Raw genomic sequence first — 17,541 nt, 5'->3', positions numbered from 1 at the left:
TCCTTGAAAGCGGTCATAGTGAAAAAAGTAAAATTAAAAAAGGAATTTTATGAAAAATAAATTAGTTGTAATGTTTTTGACTCTTTTGATAATGATGGCAATAACGCCTTTTATTTTTTCAAAACTTATGAATTCAAAATTTGACACCATGCTTTTGAGCTTGCAACAGCAACAGGGGATAAAAATAAAAGAAATTAAAAATAAAAGCGGATATTTAAAAACAGACAGGATTTTTTTGGTGGATATTCCTGGTAAAAAACTGAATAATAATTTTATTAAAGATTTATATTTTAAAGTGGAAACAACATTTAACAATCTGCCTGTTACAAAAGTTAATTTTAAAGGTGTTTTGGAAAAAATTGATTTAAATGATAAAGCAGACGAAGCCAAAATAAACACTTTATTTGACAAAAAAATCAAATTTTTTGCAACTACTCCTAATTTTAAGGTTTATACTTATAAATTTGAAGATATAAATTTGCCGTTTAACCACATAAATGCTGGGGTTAAAGATATTAAAGGAATTCTTGAATACAGTGAAATTGTCAATAATAAATTAAATATTGGTGATGTGTATTTAAAAATGAAAAATGTGTTGTTGGAAATTAAAAATATCAAAAACAGCTCATTTTATAAAAAAGACAATTTTAAAAGTGAAAATAATTTTAATGTGTTTTTAAATTTTGGAAAAAACAGGTTTCAAATAGAAAACATTCATACCCTTACTAATACAGATTTTAAAGAAAAAACAAATATAATAAGCAAATTTTCTTTTGATAAATTTATAAGCGATTATTTAAATATAAACCAATTTATGTTAAATGTAAATATTTCAAAATTAGATACGAAATCATTAATTTCAATTGCAAATACAAATGATGTCAATATAACTAAAGAATTGACACTTGAACTTTTAAAAAAAGGATTTGAAATTAATTTAAATTCCAAGATTAAAAATATTGAGGTTACAAAAAAAGATTTGGGATATTTTTTGATTGATGCCGATTTAAAAATAAAACCTGATAATAATCTGCAAAAAGATTTAGAGGAAAATAATTTAAGTTTTTTAAATTCCCATATTTATTACGAGAGTTCGCCAGAAATAGCCACAGTTCTTATGAATTTATTTCCTAAAAGCGCATTTGTTTTTGCTCTTGCCAATAAAAAGGGCGGAAAAGTTATACTTAATATAAATTTGAAAAATTCAAAACTGTTTGTCAATGGGGAAGAAATTAAGTGAATCCCATAAAAGATATATTTTTTTCTAAAAAAGTTACAAAATTTGTAGGGCGTGTTCAGGGGGAGTTTGAGCTTATTAAATCGGGCGATAAGGTTTTAGTGGCATTTAGCGGAGGAAAAGATTCTTTTGTATTACTTCATGTGTTAAAAAGAATGCAGCTTATTGCACCTTTTAATTTTGATTTGGCTGCTGTTACTATAGATGCAGGGAGTGGAATAGATTATACCCCTTTGAAAGAGCATTGTGAAAAATTCGGAATTGAATATATCTGGTATAAAACACCTATTTTTGAAATTTTGGAAGAAAAAAAGCGTCCCGGGTCGTCTCCCTGTAGTTTTTGTGCAAGAATGAGAAGAGGTGCACTTTATACAAAAGCAAAAGAGCTTGGATATAATAAATTGGCTTTAGGGCATCATTTTGACGATGCGGTGGAAACTTTTTTTATGGGACTTTTTTATAACGGTATAATGCGTTCAATGCCTCCAAAATATAGAGCTTATACAGGGCTTGATGTAATCAGGCCTATGATAAAAGTTCGGGAAAAATGGATAGAATATATGGCAAATAAAAATAATTTTCCAATAATCAGTGGAGAAGAGAGCTGTCTTGCATTTAAAGCAAGTGACGGCAAAGAACCGTATGCAAGGGAAAAAATAAAAAACTGGCTTAAAGTTATGGAAAAAGAAAATCCAAAACTCTTTCAAAGACTTGAGAGCGCATTTTCAAATATAGACTGTGATACTTTTTTTATGAAGGAATATTTAAAATGAGGGTATTGCTTGGAATTAGTGGAGGGGTGGACAGTGCTGTAAGTGCTTATCTTTTAAAACAAAAAGGTTATGAAGTAATCGGCATATATATGAAAATGCATAAACTCAATCATTCTCAAAATTTAAAAAAAATAGAAAAATTATCTAAAAAAATCGGATTTGAATATTTTGTTGAGGACGTGGAGGAAGAATTTAAAAAAGAAGTGTATGAATATTTTGTAAAAAGTTATGAAGAAGGTTCTACCCCCAATCCCTGTGCTATGTGTAATATAAAAATAAAATTTGGAATTTTTATGAAATTTTTGGAAAAATATAAATGCGAGAAAGCGGCGACAGGGCATTATGTAAGAAACGACGGGAAATTTCTATATGAAGCAAAAGATAAAAACAAAGACCAAAGTTATTTTTTATTCGGTATAAAAAAAGAAGTGCTTCCCAAACTTATTTTTCCTTTGGGAAATTACAGCAAAGATGAAATAAAAGCAATTGCAAAAGAAATAGGACTTGATGAATTTGCGTCCCAGAAAGAATCTCAGGATATCTGTTTTATAGACACGAATTATATAGATGTTCTTAAAAATCATTTCAAACCCGAAAAAAAAGGAACGGTGATAGACAAAAAAGGCAAAAAAATAGGGTACCACAGGGGTTATGCTTTTTATACCATAGGTCAGAGAAAAGGCTTTAATTTATTTAAATCACACAAGCCCCAGTATGTTATCGGCATTGATTCAAAAATGAACAAACTGATTGTAGGCGATAAAGCGGATTTGGAAAAAAGAGTGGTTTTTTTAAAAGGTGTAAATTTATTTGTAGAAAAAAATGAATTTGCAGCTCTTTCAAAAGTCAGATACCGAGCCCCAAAATTACCTTCTGTTGTAAAGATGGAAACAAAAAGCAAAGCAGTGGTTAAATTTCTTGAACCTGCAATTGGAGTTGCAAAAGGTCAGGCGTGTGTATTTTATGATGGAGAAAAACTTCTCGGCGGTGGATGGATAAGAGGGACGAAGAGATAGTGAGTGGTGAGCTGTGAATGGTGAATAGTGAATGTAGGAAAAAATTTTGGTAACATTTCAATAACAAAATGAAGGAGAGAAAAATGAAATTTAAACTTTTCAGCGGAACAGCCAATCCGAAAGTCGCTCAGGATATAGCCGATTATTTAGACAGGCCGCTCAGTAAAATTACCGTTAACAGATTCAGCGACGGGGAAATCAATGTTCAAATAGGTGAAAGTGTCAGGGGAATTGACTGTTTTATTGTTCAGCCGACATGTGCTCCGGCAAATGATAATTTAATGGAACTTCTTGTTATTACAGATGCCATGAGAAGGGCCAGTGCAAACAGTATTACTGCAATTATCCCTTATTTCGGTTATGCGAGACAGGACAGAAAAGCCGCCCCTAGGGTTCCAATCAGTGCAAAGCTTGTTGCAAATATGATGGAAAAAGCAGGAATTGACAGAGTTGTTACAATTGACCTGCATGCCGGTCAAATTCAGGGCTTTTTTGATATACCTGTGGATAATTTATACGGAAGTATTCTCTTTTTTGAATATTTTAAAGAAAAACATTTAAAAAATCCTATAATTGCCTCTCCTGATATAGGCGGTGTTGCAAGAGCCAGATATTTTGCAAGTAAATTGGGTCTTGATATGGTAATAGTTGATAAAAGAAGGGAAAAAGCCAATGTAAGCGAAGTTATGAATATTATAGGCGATGTTAAAGGCAAAGACGTAATTTTAATAGACGATATGATTGACACTGCCGGAACCATCTGCCATGCCGCAAAAGCACTTAAGGAAAAAGGTGCAGTTTCAGTAATGGCTTTTGCAACCCACGGTGTACTCAGCGGTCCCGCAATTGACAGAATAAAAAATTCTGTTTTGGATGAAGTTATAATAAGTGACACGATACCTTTCAAAAAAACCTGTAAAAAAATAAAAATTCTTTCAACAGCAAAACTTTTCGCAGAGGTGATAAGAAGAATCGTATACAATGAAAGTGTAAACAAACTTTTTAGTTAATGTATACTGTTAAAAATTTAAGTGCGGCAAGCATTGAAATAAAAAATTCAAAATTTCACTCTTTTCTTGTCCCTTACAATGAATTTGAAAAAAAACTTGCAGAGCTTAAAAATATCCATAAAAAAGCAAATCATTTTGTAACAGCTTTTAGATATTTAAATAAAAGCAATCAGATTATAGAACATTCAAATGATGACAAAGAGCCAAGAGGAAGCGCGGGCAGGCCCACTCTCAAAGTACTTCAGGGATATGATTTGATAAATGTGGGCATTGTTACTATAAGATATTTCGGAGGGATATTGCTCGGTGTGGGAAACCTTGCGAGGGCATACAGCGACGCTGCAAAAAATGCTGTTTTAAATGCTAAAATTATTGAATACAAAGATATTTTTGAATACACTTTCGAAGTTGATTATGATAAAACAAAAAAAATAGAATATTTAATTAAAAAATTCAATATTTTTGTAATTGAGAGAGGTTTTGGAACAGAGGGGATTGAATATATAATAAGAGACGATATTGAAAAAATTAATCTTATAAAGGAAAACCTGTGAAAAAATTATTTTTACTGTTAATATTTTTAAGTTCCCTTTTTGCAATTTCTGAAAATAATATTTTGGCACTCAGCTGGCAAAACGGATTTTGCAGGGTTCATCCGAAAAATCCTGTGTGTTTGACAAGGAAAAGAGGGGATTATTCGCTGACGCATTTTAGTGTGCACGGGCTTTGGCCGAAAAAAGAATACTGTGCTTACAAACCTATGAATCTGGATAAAAATTTTATGAAAATTTTGATTAAATATATGCCCGGGGCAAAATTTTCTCTTGCAAAGCATGAATGGAAAAAACACGGAACCTGTTTTGGAAGCGATGCTAAAACATATTTTACTACGGCCATTAAATTAGATCAGCAGTTTAATGAAACATTTATTCAGCAGTTTTTTGTAATGCATATGGGAAGCAGCGTATCTTTGGCAAGAATAAGATGGATATTCGGGCAGGTTTTTGGCAAAGGAAATGCAAGAAAATTTCAGCTTATTTGCAAAGACGGATTTATTACGGAAATTAGGATTAATTTAAGAGGAAATCCCGTTAAGGAAGATTTATATGAACTTATAGACAATGCTAAAGATATGCATAAAAAGCAGTGTCAAAGAGGTGTTATAGCTTTTCCGTAAAAATTTAAAACAATTTAATATATCCGATATATAAAATTCCAGCCATTATCCCCCCAAAAATTCCGGCGACAATATCATCTCCCATTACTCCGAGTCCGCCGGGGGCTTTTTTATCTATCTTCCCTATAATGGAAGGCTTGCTTATATCCAATAACCTAAAAGAAACAAATGCTAAAAATAATTTAATTAACGTATCTTTTTCTAAATCCCCAAACATCCCGATTGAAATCAAAACTCCTGCAAATTCGTCAATTACAATTCTTTTGTCATCATGTATTCCGCCCGCTTTTTCATAATCGTTTGTAAATCTAACTCCTGTAATGCTAAAAAGTATTATTAAAAGCCAAATTGTTATGTAAGGATTCGGAAAAAATTTTATTATTATATACGCTAAAATTGTGGCTACAAGACTTCCCCATGTTCCCGGTGCTTTTGGAAGAAGTCCGCTAAAAAAGCCTGTTAATATAAACCACTTAAATTCTATTAACTTTTCATAAACTTCTTTTAAATTATTTACAAGCTCACTACTCACAACTCACTACTCACTATTAAGTAAGTGAACTTGTCTGATAAAGTTTCATTAAAGAAATATAAAAATCTTCATCGCTGCTCTCTTCAATAAGCCCTTTATTAGGTGAAATGTCGTAAAACAATTTTTCAAGGTTTTTAAATCTGTTTGGAAACATATTAGCCAAAAATTTGGCGCTGATTTCTTTTCTCATAAGAATAGTGGGAGGCATAAGACCGGTTTTCAAGAGTTCAAAAATAGAATCACTGTGATAGCTGATATGGTGATGACTTCCGTGAGGGCATGAATTTACGCTTACAATTGTTTTGCAAACATTACAATAAACATATTCGTTAATAGTTTTTGCTTCTATTTCCAAATTCATAGAATCAAAAATACTTTTTAAATGGTCTGCCTGATAATATATTCCAAGCCCTTTGTGTGTCTGGCCCATTATGAATTTATTGCAACCGAAGTTTTTTGCAATTATGGCATCCAGTATCGCTTCGTTTACCCCGGAAAATATATAGGTGTTCACCAAAGGAATAATTATTATTTTGTCTTTTGGAAAGTATGTTTCCACTAAATATTTTAACGTATCAAACCTTAATTTATAAGGTACCTCTTCTTCTTGTATATTTTTTACTAAAAAAACTATTAATAAATCATTTCTTTCAATCGCCTGACGCATTATTTTTTCGTGTACCCTGTGAACAGGTTTTGCATGCATGGTCATACCTACTACATTTGTTTTATTTTTTATAAATTCTTTTACATAATCTATTTTTTTCTTTATTCCGTAATCTTCGACCCAAAACTTTCCTGCAATTGCGTATTTACCGAGCCTTTTTAATGTTTTTGCTATTTGCGGGTAATTTTTATAATCTTTACTTCCGTAAATAATTTCTACTCTTTTTAGCGGATCAATTTCATAAATTTCTTCTACGTTAATTTCCCCTATTTTTCTGTTGTTGTAAAAAAGTTCTATTTTTTTCGGATTATTTTTTAAAACCTCTTCGTTTCTTTTCCCCGCAGGTGCGAGTATAAAAGAAAAAGGAACGGATTTCCCTTTATATTTTTTTTCATTATTTGCAGTTTCGGCTTCTTTTTTATTCATCAATTTATCTATAGGCGATAGCAATCCGGCCTGAACCATTGCAAGTGTATAATATGCCTCTTTGTCTATAAAAATTTTATTTTTGTTTGAAAATGCCATATTTTTTCCTTTTTTCCCATAAACTTTTTCTGCTTATTCCAAGTTTTTTGCTGAGCTCCGTATCGGGGAATTTATGCTGGTGATTGTTAATTACAAATTTGATATATTCTTCTATGGAAAGAATTTCATCATTTAAAAAGATTTTTTTAGGATAATCGATATCCAATTCATTAAATTCGTCCAAAATATTATCAAAATCTTTACTGACGGATATAATGACTTTTCTTTTAAAAAAAAGATTAGGTAAATTCTGCCAGTTTTTTTCTATATTAAAACAGTAATAAATAGTATTAGTATTTAAGAAATCTTTTTCATCGCTTTTATTCAAATCAATTATTTTAATGGGAAGATTCTCTTTTTTTGCTATTTCAAACACTATTTTATCCACGGCTCTGATAAAATTTGTTTTTATAAGAAGCGGGTAAGATATGTTTTTGGGAAGTGTTATTTCAATATCTTTTAGTAAATATTCAATAAAATTACTATAACATGTTGTTTTACTTTTTAGGTAATAAAATTCTTTTAAATGGTTTATTTTTCTTATAAGCTCTTCTATTGAAAAAGGCTTTTGAATATAATCGTCCGCACCGAGTTCAATTGGCTGGGTAACATTTGAATGAGTTACATAAGGGGCTAAAAGAATAATTATTTTTTCTTTCTGGTTTGAAATAAAATTTTTTAAATTTCCCTGAAGATTGGTGTTTACCAAAAATATATCGGCATTTGAATTTGCCGCTTCGTCGTAAGAAGCAAAAATTTCACATTTTGCATTTAATTTTTCGCTTAAATTATTCTGAATACTTTGAGCCAGGTATAATTCATTTTCCACAATTGTAATCTTCATACCAGTCCTTATATGTTAATGTGGCTGTAGAAATAACGGCTATTCCTTCGCCTCTGCCGGTAAATCCCATTTTTTCGTTTGTAGTTGCTTTTACGTTTACAGGCGCTCTTAAAAGTTTTGAGAGATTTTTGGCTATTTTTGTTTTATAATTTTGCAGTTTCGGCTTTTCGGCTATGATGGAAATATCGGCATTTATAATTTCAAAACCTGTTTTATTTAAAATTTCAATTATTTCTTTTAACAAATTAACCGAAGAGGCGTTTTTGTATTTTTCATCATTGTCCGGGAAAAATTCCCCGATATCTCCGTATCCGGCAGCTCCAAGGAGTGCATCAATAAGCGAATGTATTACCACATCACCGTCACTGTGGGCTTTTAATCCGTAATCTACGTCTATTGGAATTCCTCCAAGCAGCATTTTTTTATTTTTTATAAATTTATGGGTATCATACCCGTTTCCTGTTAAAAAAACTTTTTTTGGAGGTTTTAGACATGGAAGATTTAAATCTTTAAAATATGTGATTTTTCTGCTTTCTTCACTTCCGTCAATATATAAAATTTTTCCGCCTATATGTTCTATCAAAGCTCTTTCGTCTGTGAATATTTTATCACACTGAATCGCCTTTTTTAAAATTTCGCTAACACTTAGCTGAGGTGTTTGAATAAGTTTTATGCTGTTTCTGTCAATTGTTTTATTTTCAAATACAACAGTGTCCACCGGTTTTAAAAAAGGCACTATACAATCGGCTTTTTCTTTGTTTTTTATTAAATTTAAAATAATTTCTTTTGGAATACACGCTCTTGCCACATCCGTAACCATTACATAAGGTGTTTTTACTTCTTTTAAAGCGTTTTGAAGGCTTAACTGTCTTTCTTTATCTCCTTTTACTATTTTATAATCGCTCAGTTTTTTATAAAGCCTTATTTCATCAGGATTTGCCGTAATAATCGTGTCTTTAAAATTATAAAAACTGTTTAACCGTTCAGCTACAAACAGCCAGAGGGGTTTTGAATTAATTCTTATCCACTGTTTTTTTACGGTATAATTAAATCTTGTGGAATTGCCTGCGCTTAAAATTATTAAAGTAACACTCAAATGTTTCCTTTTGTAAATATGTTACGAAATTATACAAAAAAATGTTACAAATGGTAAATGGTGAGTAGTGAGTGGTGAGTTCCAAGAAGCCAAGAAGCCAAGTTTCAAGTGAAAAATTGAAAAATTAAGCTTATTTTAAGGTTTTTTTTGTAAAAAGTATTTAAAATAAAATAAAGGAAATTTATGAGAAGAAAATGGTTGGAAAAACGAAAAAAAGATAAAATAAAAACTCAAATGTATTACGCAAAAAAAGGCATTATAACTGAAGAGATGGAATATGTGGCCGAAATTGAAAATCTTCCCGCCGAATTAATAAGAAGCGAGGTGGCAAGAGGAAGGCTGATAATCCCTTCAAATATAAATCATAAGCATTTAAAACCTATGGCAATAGGAAGAGTCAGCAAAACAAAGGTAAATTCAAATATCGGGGCGAGCGCCTTGGCAAGCGATGTAAATGAAGAGGTGAGAAAACTTCAAACTTCCGTGAAATACGGGGCTGATACCGTTATGGATTTGACGGCGGGGGCTAAAAATATGGATGAAATTAGAGTTGCCATTATTAACGCCTCACCGGTTCCTATCGGAACTGTCCCTATGTATCAGATTATTGATGAAATCGGTGATGTTGAAAAACTGACTTACGATGATATTTTAAGAGTGCTTGAAAAACAGGCTAAGCAGGGGGTCAGTTATTTTACCATTCATGCGGGGCTGCTTCTCAGGCATATGCCTCTTATTGCAAAAAGAAAAATGGGAATAGTCAGCAGGGGCGGCAGTTTAACCGCATCATGGATGTTAAAACACCATAAGGAAAACCCTTTTTATACCGTTTTTGATGAAATACTCGATATTTGCCGTGAATACGACGTTTCACTTTCTTTGGGAGACGGTTTAAGACCCGGATGTCTGTATGACGCAAGCGACGAAGCTCAGCTTGAAGAGCTTAAAACATTGGGAGAGCTTACACTTAAAGCCTGGGATAAAGATGTTCAGGTTATGATAGAAGGTCCCGGGCATGTGCCTATTAATGAAATAGAAAGAAATGTGAGATTGGAGCAGATTTACTGCCACGAAGCACCTTTTTATGTATTGGGGCCGCTTGTGCTTGATATCGGTGCGGGGTATGACCATATCGGAAGTGCAATAGGTGCCGCAATGGCTGCATGGTATGGGGTGAGTATGCTCTGTTATGTAACCCCAAAAGAACATTTGGGACTTCCGAATGAAAAAGATGTGCGTGAGGGAATGATGGCATATAAAATTGCAGCACATTCGGCTGATATAGCAAGAAAAATACCTTATGCACGGAAAAAAGACGATGCAATAAGCGATGCAAGATATCATTTTGATTGGAATAAACAATTTGAATTAGCACTTGATCCAGAAAGGGCGAGGGAATATCACGATGAAACACTTCCGCAGGAGGTATTTAAAGAAGCAGAATTCTGTTCTATGTGCGGGCCTAAATTTTGCTCTTACAAAGTAACCCAGGAAGCAATGAGAGAATTTAACTGGGACGAGTTTAAAAAAGAAGCGATGGAAAAAATAAAGAGTGAGAATAGTAATTAGTGAGTAGTGAGTAGTGAGTAGTGATAGTAAAATATGGTTGACAAAATTAAAAAAAAGTAATATAAACAATCAAAAATCATAATTTAAGGAGTTGAAGTGAAAGAAAAAATTAAAGAAGCTTTAAAAAAAGTTGTATATCCAGGTTTTAAAAAATCGGTTGTTGATTTTGGATTTGTAAAAGATATAGAAGTCAGTGATGATAATAAAAAAGCAATTATTACATATCAGATACCATCAACCGATGATGAAATAGCAAAAAAACTTAATGATGCAACAGTTGAGGTTTTAAAAGAAGCAGGAATTGAAGCCACAACTCAGATAATAAGGCCTAAAAAACCAAGGGAAACATCAAGCAGGGGCGTTAATAAAATGCCAAGCGTCAAAAGTTTTGTAATGGTTTCATCCGGAAAAGGAGGTGTGGGAAAAACAACCACATCTGTAAATTTAGCTTTGGCTTTGGCTAAAGAAGGGAAAAAAGTAGGAATACTCGATGGTGATATTTACGGCCCAAATGTTGCAAGAATGCTTGGAATGCAGGACAGAAAACCGGAAGTTGTTGGAAATAAAGTTAAACCTTTTGATGTATACGGAATAGAATTTATGTCTATGGCAAATCTGCTTCCGGAAGGAAAGGCTTTAATGTGGAGAGGTGCAATGCTTGTTAAGGCGCTTCAGCAGTTTATGGAAGATGTGGCATGGGGAGAGCTTGACATAGTGGTAATTGATATGCCTCCGGGAACAGGTGATGCTCAAATGACTATGGCTCAGCAGGTTCCTGTAACTGCAGGTGTAGCGGTAACTACTCCTCAGACAGTGGCGGTTGATGATGCAAAAAGAAGTTTTGATATGTTTAAACAGCTTCATATTCCAATTGCAGGTGTTATTGAAAATATGAGCGGATTTATATGTCCGAACTGCGGAATGGAATATGATATTTTTGGAAAAGGTGCGGCCGCTACTTTAGCAAAAGATTATGATACCAAAGTTTTAGGCCAGATTCCGATTGAGCCGGAAATAAGAGAAGGCGGGGATATGGGGAAACCTATACTTATTAACAGGCCTGAGAGTGAAAGTGCAAAAAGATTTCAAAAAGCAGCAAAAGAACTTATTGAATTTATTGATTATGTATTAGAGGAAGATATGGCCGGAAATGAAATGATTCAGCCTATTTACGGAGTAAACGGGGCTCCAAGTGCTTGCAGTATGCATTAAACTCTTTAGCCTTTTTAAGGCTTTTTAAATTTATAAAAAAGGTTTAAAATTGTTTAGTAAAATAAAAAAAATTTATGAATCGAAAAATTTATCCACGCCTTTTGAAAAAGCTCTCGAAATATACAATAAAACCCCTAAATTTAAAATAAATGAAAATGTGTATGATTTTAACGATGACTGGAATGACGATGTTCATTATTTGATGAGACTTATAGCAACCGAAAAATTAAAAGAGGTTTTTGACGCACTTAAAATCGATGTGAACGACCCGAATGTCGCTGAAAATTTAAAAGAGGGAAATATTGGGACGGCAGGAAGAATCATTAAAATGTGGAGCGGGACTGATACAAAAGACGACAGGGAATTAATGGGCGGAAGATTCAATAAACCCGTCAGACTTGCCAAATTTCCAAATGAAATAAGTTCTGATTTTGAAAATCCAATAATAAAAGAAGTTGATTTAACGGCGGTCTGCAGTCATCATTTTGCCCCGTTTTCTACAAAATTTAATAATGCAAAGGTAATAATTTCTTACATTCCAAAAGAATATGTTTTAGGAATTTCAAAACTTCAAAGAGTGGTCAGGTTTATTGCCCAGCGCGGCTGGCTTCAGGAAGATTTGACAAAAGCAATCTATAAAGAAATTTCAGATACGGCTAAAACAGAGGATGTTTATGTAAAACTGAAAAACATAAAACATTCCTGCGAATTCCTTAGAGGTGCCCTAAGCGATGCGGACGGATTTACAACGGAATATTTCGGGGGAAAATTCAGAAAAAATAGGGAACTTTTGGATTTTGTAAGAAATTATTAATATAAAGGCAATTGATGAACCTCAAGATTTTCACAACCTCGCGTCAAATAAGAAAATGGCTTGAAGATAAGGATAATCAGTTTCTGGATAAATTTTATACGTTAGGGGAATTTTTAGGTAAAATAGTTGTGGTTGAGGGTAGAAAATTCATTGATGAGGATTTAAGAAAAAAATATCTTTTTGAAGCAATTAAAAATGTAGATATTGAAAAACTCGGAATAAGCAGGGAATTTATAAATTTTTTTGATGACAGCAGTTTTATTTTTTCTTTTTTTAACGAGCTGTTTTTAGAAGATGTGGATATTGATAATGTAATTTTAAGCGATGTTTATTTAGATTATGCCGAACATTTGGAAATTTTAAAGGAAATTAGAAAAAATTATAAAAATTTAATTGAAAAAGACGGATATACAGATAAGTTTTTAATTGAGGATTTTAGAATAAACAAAGGCCTGCTTGAAGGTATTGATAAAATTGAGATGGTGTTAGACGGCTATCTTAGCAAGTTTGATTTAAAAGTTTTGGAAAAAATTAAAATTCCTGTTGAAATTACTTTCAGTGTAGACAGATTCAATAAAATACTGATTGAAAAATCATTAAAAATCGCAGCCCCTGAAGGTTATATTTATAAACTTGATTTTCATAACAGTAAACTTCAAAAACTGGATAAAAAAATCAATTCACCTGAGATTGAAATTGCTTATTTTTCTGAAAGATTAAATCAGGTGAATTTTGTATTTGCAAAAATTTCTCAAATGGTTAATGAGGGAATTGAACCTGAAAAAATAGCAGTAATTTTGCCTGATGAAGAATTCAGCGAATATTTGAAACTGTTTGATGAATATAAAAATCTCAATTTTGCAATGGGGGAGAGTTTTACAAAAAGCAATTTATATATATTATTAAAATCAATTTATGAATTTATAACTTCAAATAGTGATATTGCTTTTAAAAAATGCAAAGATTACCTTGAGGCTTTTGAAAAAAAAGAGCTGAGTGATTTTATAAAAAAAACCGCTGCCAATAAAGAATTAAAGATTATAGACGAAGAACTTTTCAAACTTGAAAAGTTTAAAAATATGTTTGAAAATAAAAAAGACTTTTTGTTTTTTGTACTGGAGAGATTTAAAAATTTAAAGATTGATGATGTTTACAGCGGCAAAATTACCTGTATGGGTGTGTTAGAGAGCAGAGGTATGGAATTTGACGGGGTGATAATTCTTGATTTTAATGAAGATATTGTACCAAAAGTCAGTGAAAGTGATCTGTTTTTGAATACTTTTATAAGACGCCAGGCAAAACTTCCCACAAGAAACGACAGGGAAAATCTGCAAAAACATTATTATTATCAATTAATAAACAGTGCAAAAAAAGTGGCAATAAGTTATGTAAAAAACGAAGAAAAATCGCCAAGCAGGTTTTTATATGAGCTTGGATTTTCTTTGGGAAAAAACGGAGATGAAAAATACAGGGAAATTGCTTTTAAATATTCCAAACCAAAAGAAATTACAAAATATTCAGATGAATTTGAAATATTATATCCTTTATATCCGACTCAGTTGAAAAATCTTGTGGAATGTCCGAAAAAATATTATTTTTCCAAAATACTGGGAATATTTAACGAAAAAGATGAAGAGGAGTTTTTTGGAAATATTTTTCATGAAGCGGTTGCCGACATTGTTAGAAATAAAAAGTTAAAAATGGAAAATGATAAAGATTATTTTGATATTTTAATGAAAGAAATTACAAAAAGAATAAACGATAAAAAACTGCTTTTTGACGTATTGGTAAAATGGGAAGATAATATTAAAACTTTTTGCAAAATAGATTTTGATCAGATGAAATATTCAAAAAACGAAACAGAGGTTACAAAAAAATTTATTTTTGAAGGCAAAGAGTTAGCTTGCAGGGTGGACAGAATTGATTATAAAGAAAATGAAATAATTTTAATAGACTATAAAACTTCTTCCAAGGCAGGGGAAAATGAAGAATATATTTATGATTTTCAAACAACGTTTTATTTTCTCTGGGCCAAACAAAACTATCCAGATAAAAATATAAAAACTGTAATTTGGGATTTGGGAAGTGAAAAACCGGGTAAAATTGAAGGTGTCGTGAAAATGGAAGAACTGAAAGAGGTTTTAAATAATCTTCCTAAAAAAATAAAAGCCGCCGAGGACATTATTTATATAGATAAAAACGGAAAAGAAAAAACAAAAAAAGCACTCAGTATCTGTAAATACTGCGATTATAAAATTGCATGCGGGAGAGATTAAAATAAAAGTGAGTGGTGAATAGTGAATGGTGAACGGTGAAAGAAAGGAAAAGAAATGAAAAAATTATTGAGTGTTGAAGCAAGTGCGGGAAGTGGTAAGACATTCAGGCTTGCAAACAGATATATTGCACTTCTTAATTTAGATAATCCTGTAAATATTATTGCCATCACTTTTACAAACAAAGCCGCCAATGAAATGAAAGAGAGGATTGTTAAGTTTTTAAACCTGCTTAAAAAAAGTGATGATAAATTAGATGAAAAAAAAAGAAAAGAGAAAAAAAATATTATTGAAATGATATGTAACGAGTTGGGAATAAATGAAAACGATTTGTTAAGTAAGACAGATATTTTAATTAAAAAATTTCTTACAAACGATGTAAATATTCAGACAATTGATTCGTTTATAAATAAAATCTTAAGAAAATTCAGCTTTTTTGCCGGATTTAGAAGTAATTTCGATGTGGGAGATATTGACAGGGAGATAATTTTTAAAGAATTTTTAAAAGATTTAAAAACAGATGAATTTAAGTTATTAATCGATATAGCCAAAAAAGAGGAAAAATTTTCTTCATTATTAAATCTTTTTGAAGATTTGTATGAAAAAGACAAAGAACTTCAAGGAGTTAAAAGTGAAAATGTAAATAAGTAAAGAATTTTTTTAGAAAAAATATTTACGAAATGTTAAAAGTAAAAACAATTCCTTCTTTTTTGGATATTGGAAGTTTAGAAAAAGTAAGAGGATTTAAGAAATGTTATGAACCTTGGTTTGATGATGTATTAATAAAATTAAAACAATTTTTTAAAGAATATTTTGATTTTAAAGAGTATGAATTTTTTAAAAACCTGTTTTATTTTTATGAGAAATACAAAAATTTAAAATTCAAAATCAAAAAAGAGGAAAACATTCTTTCATTTAAAGATATTGAACATTTGGTATATTTTCTTTTAAGGGAAAATCCCGTTGATAAAGATTTTTTGTATTTTAGGCTTGATTCAAAAATAAACCATATATTAATGGATGAATTTCAGGATACATCAACAGCGCAGTGGGAAATATTTGAGCCGCTTGTGGATGAAATAGCAAGCGGGGTTGGCAGAGCGGAAAACAGAAGTTTTTTTTATGTGGGGGATATAAAACAGGCCATTTACAGGTTTAGGGGCGGAAGAAAAGAGCTTTTTAGCGAGGTTGCCAAAAGATACAGAGCCAACGAACTTGAGGTTGAAAAATTAAAAGTAAACTACAGAAGTGCAAAAAATATAGTCGATTTTGTAAACAGCAAATTTAATTTGGAAGAAGAAGCCCACAGGGATGAAAAGGGATATGTGGAGGTGGATGAAATTAAAGAAGATGCGTTTGAGGGCGTATATGAAAAAATAAAGTTTTTAAATGAAAACGGGGTAAAGGACAAAGATATAGCGGTACTCGTATATACAAATGACGATATTTTAGCTTTATCTGAATTTTTAGAAGATAAAGGTAAAAGAGTAGTTACCGCAAAAAAAGCAAAAGTAATTTCACAACCCAGTGCAAAAGCAATAATTTCCCTTATGAAATACCTAAATGACAATACCCAAAAAATAGAAAAATTAAATTTTCTCTCATTAATAGGAAAAAAATACAGCGATGAAGTGATAAAAATAGATAAAGACAGGCCGATTAAAATGATAAAAAAAATTATTGATAAATATGATTTAACAGATGAAGCAAGTTTAAAACTTTTATATCACTCCTCGAAATATGACACTTTAGAAGACTTTGTGAGCGAGATTGATAATTATAAAGACGAACTTCCGTATAAAGAATTTGACGGGATTACCGTTATAACTATTCACAAAAGCAAAGGGCTTGAATTTGACAATGTAATAGTGCTTGACAGACTATCAAAAGAAAACAGTGACAGAAGCAATATTCTGTTTTATTACGAAAATGCGAAATTAAAAGATATTAAACTTAAAATTGCAAACAGGGAATATATTGATGATGAATATAAAAGAATAAAAAACGTAGAAAGCCGATTGACTCTTGAAGATAAAAAAAATGTGGAATATGTGGCATTTACAAGGGCTAAAAATTCATTAATAATTCTCAAAAAAAATGAAAAATCGGCATTTGTAACTGAACTAAATAAAGAGGTGAGAGGAGAAGTTATTCCTTCAAATGATGAAAAAGACCAAAATGAGATAAAACCTCTGAGGATTAATTTAAAAAATTACGGAAAACAGGAACTAAAAGTAGATGAAGAAGAGTACAAACCAAACGATTATGAAGCTATATTTTTTGGTAATGCTTTGCATTATTCTTTTGAATGCAGTGATATTGAAGCGGTAAATAATATTTACGGTGATTTTTGCGATATAGATGAAGTTGAAAAACTATATAAAAAATCAAAACCGCAGCTTGAAGACGGCAAAAAAGAAATTCCTTTTATTTATAAAAAACAGCTTGGAAGGATAGATTTGCTTATAGAAAAAAAAGACGGGTATGTTATTATCGATTATAAATCCACAAAACCAAAAGATGAAAACGGTTATTTAAATCAGGTAAGACATTATATGGAAGTTGTAGAAAAACTTACAGGCAAAAAAGCAAAAGGATATCTTTTTTATGTAGATGAGCAGGAATTTAGGGAGGTGGATAAAAATGGAAAATGAAAAAGGAAAAATGGAAAATTAAGAAAATAAGTAAAGATGATATAATAAAAGCTATTGAAAAATATAAAAACGGTGCAAGTTAGTAAAAAAGAATTAAAGTTGTAAAATTTAAATAATAAAAAACATCCATATTGATTAAGGA

The 17,541-nt window shown here is 31.3% G+C and carries 16 protein-coding genes; 12 read left to right on the top strand and 4 right to left on the bottom strand.

Annotation, left to right across the window (positions count from 1 at the left end):
• Positions 1-49: 49 nt before the first annotated feature.
• The 6 genes from DZ67_RS0102380 (at position 50) to DZ67_RS0102355 (ending at position 5,213) form a co-directional block, all read left to right on the top strand.
• Positions 50-1,240 (top strand): hypothetical protein, encoded by a 1,191-nt coding sequence (locus tag DZ67_RS0102380; RefSeq protein WP_024787092.1) that lies wholly within the window; start codon positions 50-52, stop codon positions 1,238-1,240.
• Positions 1,237-2,010 (top strand): tRNA 2-thiocytidine biosynthesis TtcA family protein, encoded by a 774-nt coding sequence (locus DZ67_RS0102375; protein ID WP_084021772.1) that lies wholly within the window; start codon positions 1,237-1,239, stop codon positions 2,008-2,010. The genes DZ67_RS0102380 and DZ67_RS0102375 overlap by 4 nt, the downstream gene beginning before the upstream one ends.
• Positions 2,007-3,026 carry a tRNA 2-thiouridine(34) synthase MnmA gene (gene mnmA, locus DZ67_RS0102370; RefSeq protein WP_024787090.1) on the top strand — a complete coding sequence of 340 codons (1,020 nt, stop codon included), beginning with the start codon at positions 2,007-2,009 and terminating at the stop codon, positions 3,024-3,026. The genes DZ67_RS0102375 and mnmA overlap by 4 nt, the downstream gene beginning before the upstream one ends.
• Positions 3,027-3,109: 83 nt before the next feature.
• Positions 3,110-4,036 carry a ribose-phosphate pyrophosphokinase gene (locus DZ67_RS0102365; protein ID WP_024787089.1) on the top strand — a complete coding sequence of 309 codons (927 nt, stop codon included), beginning with the start codon at positions 3,110-3,112 and terminating at the stop codon, positions 4,034-4,036.
• Entirely contained in the window at positions 4,036-4,590 is a 555-nt protein-coding gene (locus tag DZ67_RS0102360) for an IMPACT family protein (RefSeq protein ID WP_024787088.1), read from the top strand. Before DZ67_RS0102365 ends, DZ67_RS0102360 begins: the two co-directional genes overlap by 1 nt.
• Positions 4,587-5,213 carry a ribonuclease T2 family protein gene (locus DZ67_RS0102355; RefSeq protein WP_024791750.1) on the top strand — a complete coding sequence of 209 codons (627 nt, stop codon included), beginning with the start codon at positions 4,587-4,589 and terminating at the stop codon, positions 5,211-5,213. Before DZ67_RS0102360 ends, DZ67_RS0102355 begins: the two co-directional genes overlap by 4 nt.
• 4 nt (positions 5,214-5,217) lie before the next feature.
• Here DZ67_RS0102355 and DZ67_RS0102350 read toward each other — a convergent pair whose 3' ends face one another.
• The 4 genes from DZ67_RS0102350 to DZ67_RS0102335 form a co-directional block, all read right to left on the bottom strand.
• Positions 5,218-5,679 (bottom strand): phosphatidylglycerophosphatase A family protein, encoded by a 462-nt coding sequence (locus DZ67_RS0102350; protein WP_442911233.1) that lies wholly within the window; start codon positions 5,677-5,679, stop codon positions 5,218-5,220.
• Between the two features lie 82 nt (positions 5,680-5,761).
• On the bottom strand, positions 5,762-6,937 hold the full coding sequence (locus tag DZ67_RS0102345) for a sulfate adenylyltransferase (RefSeq protein ID WP_024787085.1): 1,176 nt from the start codon (positions 6,935-6,937) through the stop codon (positions 5,762-5,764).
• On the bottom strand, positions 6,915-7,781 hold the full coding sequence (locus DZ67_RS0102340) for a response regulator (RefSeq protein WP_024790663.1): 867 nt from the start codon (positions 7,779-7,781) through the stop codon (positions 6,915-6,917). Before DZ67_RS0102340 ends, DZ67_RS0102345 begins: the two co-directional genes overlap by 23 nt.
• Positions 7,756-8,877 (bottom strand): bifunctional 2-C-methyl-D-erythritol 4-phosphate cytidylyltransferase/2-C-methyl-D-erythritol 2,4-cyclodiphosphate synthase, encoded by a 1,122-nt coding sequence (locus tag DZ67_RS0102335; protein WP_024790662.1) that lies wholly within the window; start codon positions 8,875-8,877, stop codon positions 7,756-7,758. The genes DZ67_RS0102340 and DZ67_RS0102335 overlap by 26 nt, the downstream gene beginning before the upstream one ends.
• Before the next feature lie 183 nt (positions 8,878-9,060).
• On the opposite strand from DZ67_RS0102335, the gene thiC reads away from it, so the two are divergent.
• The 6 genes from thiC to DZ67_RS0102305 all read left to right on the top strand — a co-directional run bounded on the left by thiC (position 9,061) and on the right by DZ67_RS0102305 (position 17,399).
• A complete protein-coding gene (gene thiC, locus DZ67_RS0102330; protein ID WP_024787082.1) occupies positions 9,061-10,446 on the top strand; it encodes a phosphomethylpyrimidine synthase ThiC in 1,386 nt (461 codons plus the stop codon).
• 96 nt (positions 10,447-10,542) lie between these two features.
• Positions 10,543-11,658 carry an Mrp/NBP35 family ATP-binding protein gene (locus DZ67_RS0102325; RefSeq protein ID WP_024787081.1) on the top strand — a complete coding sequence of 372 codons (1,116 nt, stop codon included), beginning with the start codon at positions 10,543-10,545 and terminating at the stop codon, positions 11,656-11,658.
• Between the two features lie 49 nt (positions 11,659-11,707).
• Positions 11,708-12,472 (top strand): GTP cyclohydrolase I, encoded by a 765-nt coding sequence (locus tag DZ67_RS0102320; RefSeq protein ID WP_024787080.1) that lies wholly within the window; start codon positions 11,708-11,710, stop codon positions 12,470-12,472.
• Between the two features lie 14 nt (positions 12,473-12,486).
• On the top strand, positions 12,487-14,748 hold the full coding sequence (locus DZ67_RS0102315) for a PD-(D/E)XK nuclease family protein (RefSeq protein ID WP_024787079.1): 2,262 nt from the start codon (positions 12,487-12,489) through the stop codon (positions 14,746-14,748).
• Positions 14,749-14,802: 54 nt separating this feature from the next.
• Positions 14,803-15,396 carry a UvrD-helicase domain-containing protein gene (locus DZ67_RS09695; protein WP_024791748.1) on the top strand — a complete coding sequence of 198 codons (594 nt, stop codon included), beginning with the start codon at positions 14,803-14,805 and terminating at the stop codon, positions 15,394-15,396.
• Positions 15,397-15,425: 29 nt separating this feature from the next.
• Entirely contained in the window at positions 15,426-17,399 is a 1,974-nt protein-coding gene (locus DZ67_RS0102305) for a RecB-like helicase (protein ID WP_024791747.1), read from the top strand.
• Positions 17,400-17,541 lie beyond the last annotated feature (142 nt).

The organism is Lebetimonas sp. JS138, assembly GCF_000523335.1.
GTDB lineage: Bacteria > Campylobacterota > Campylobacteria > Campylobacterales > Nautiliaceae > Lebetimonas.
This window is presented reverse-complemented; position numbering and strand designations above follow the sequence as displayed.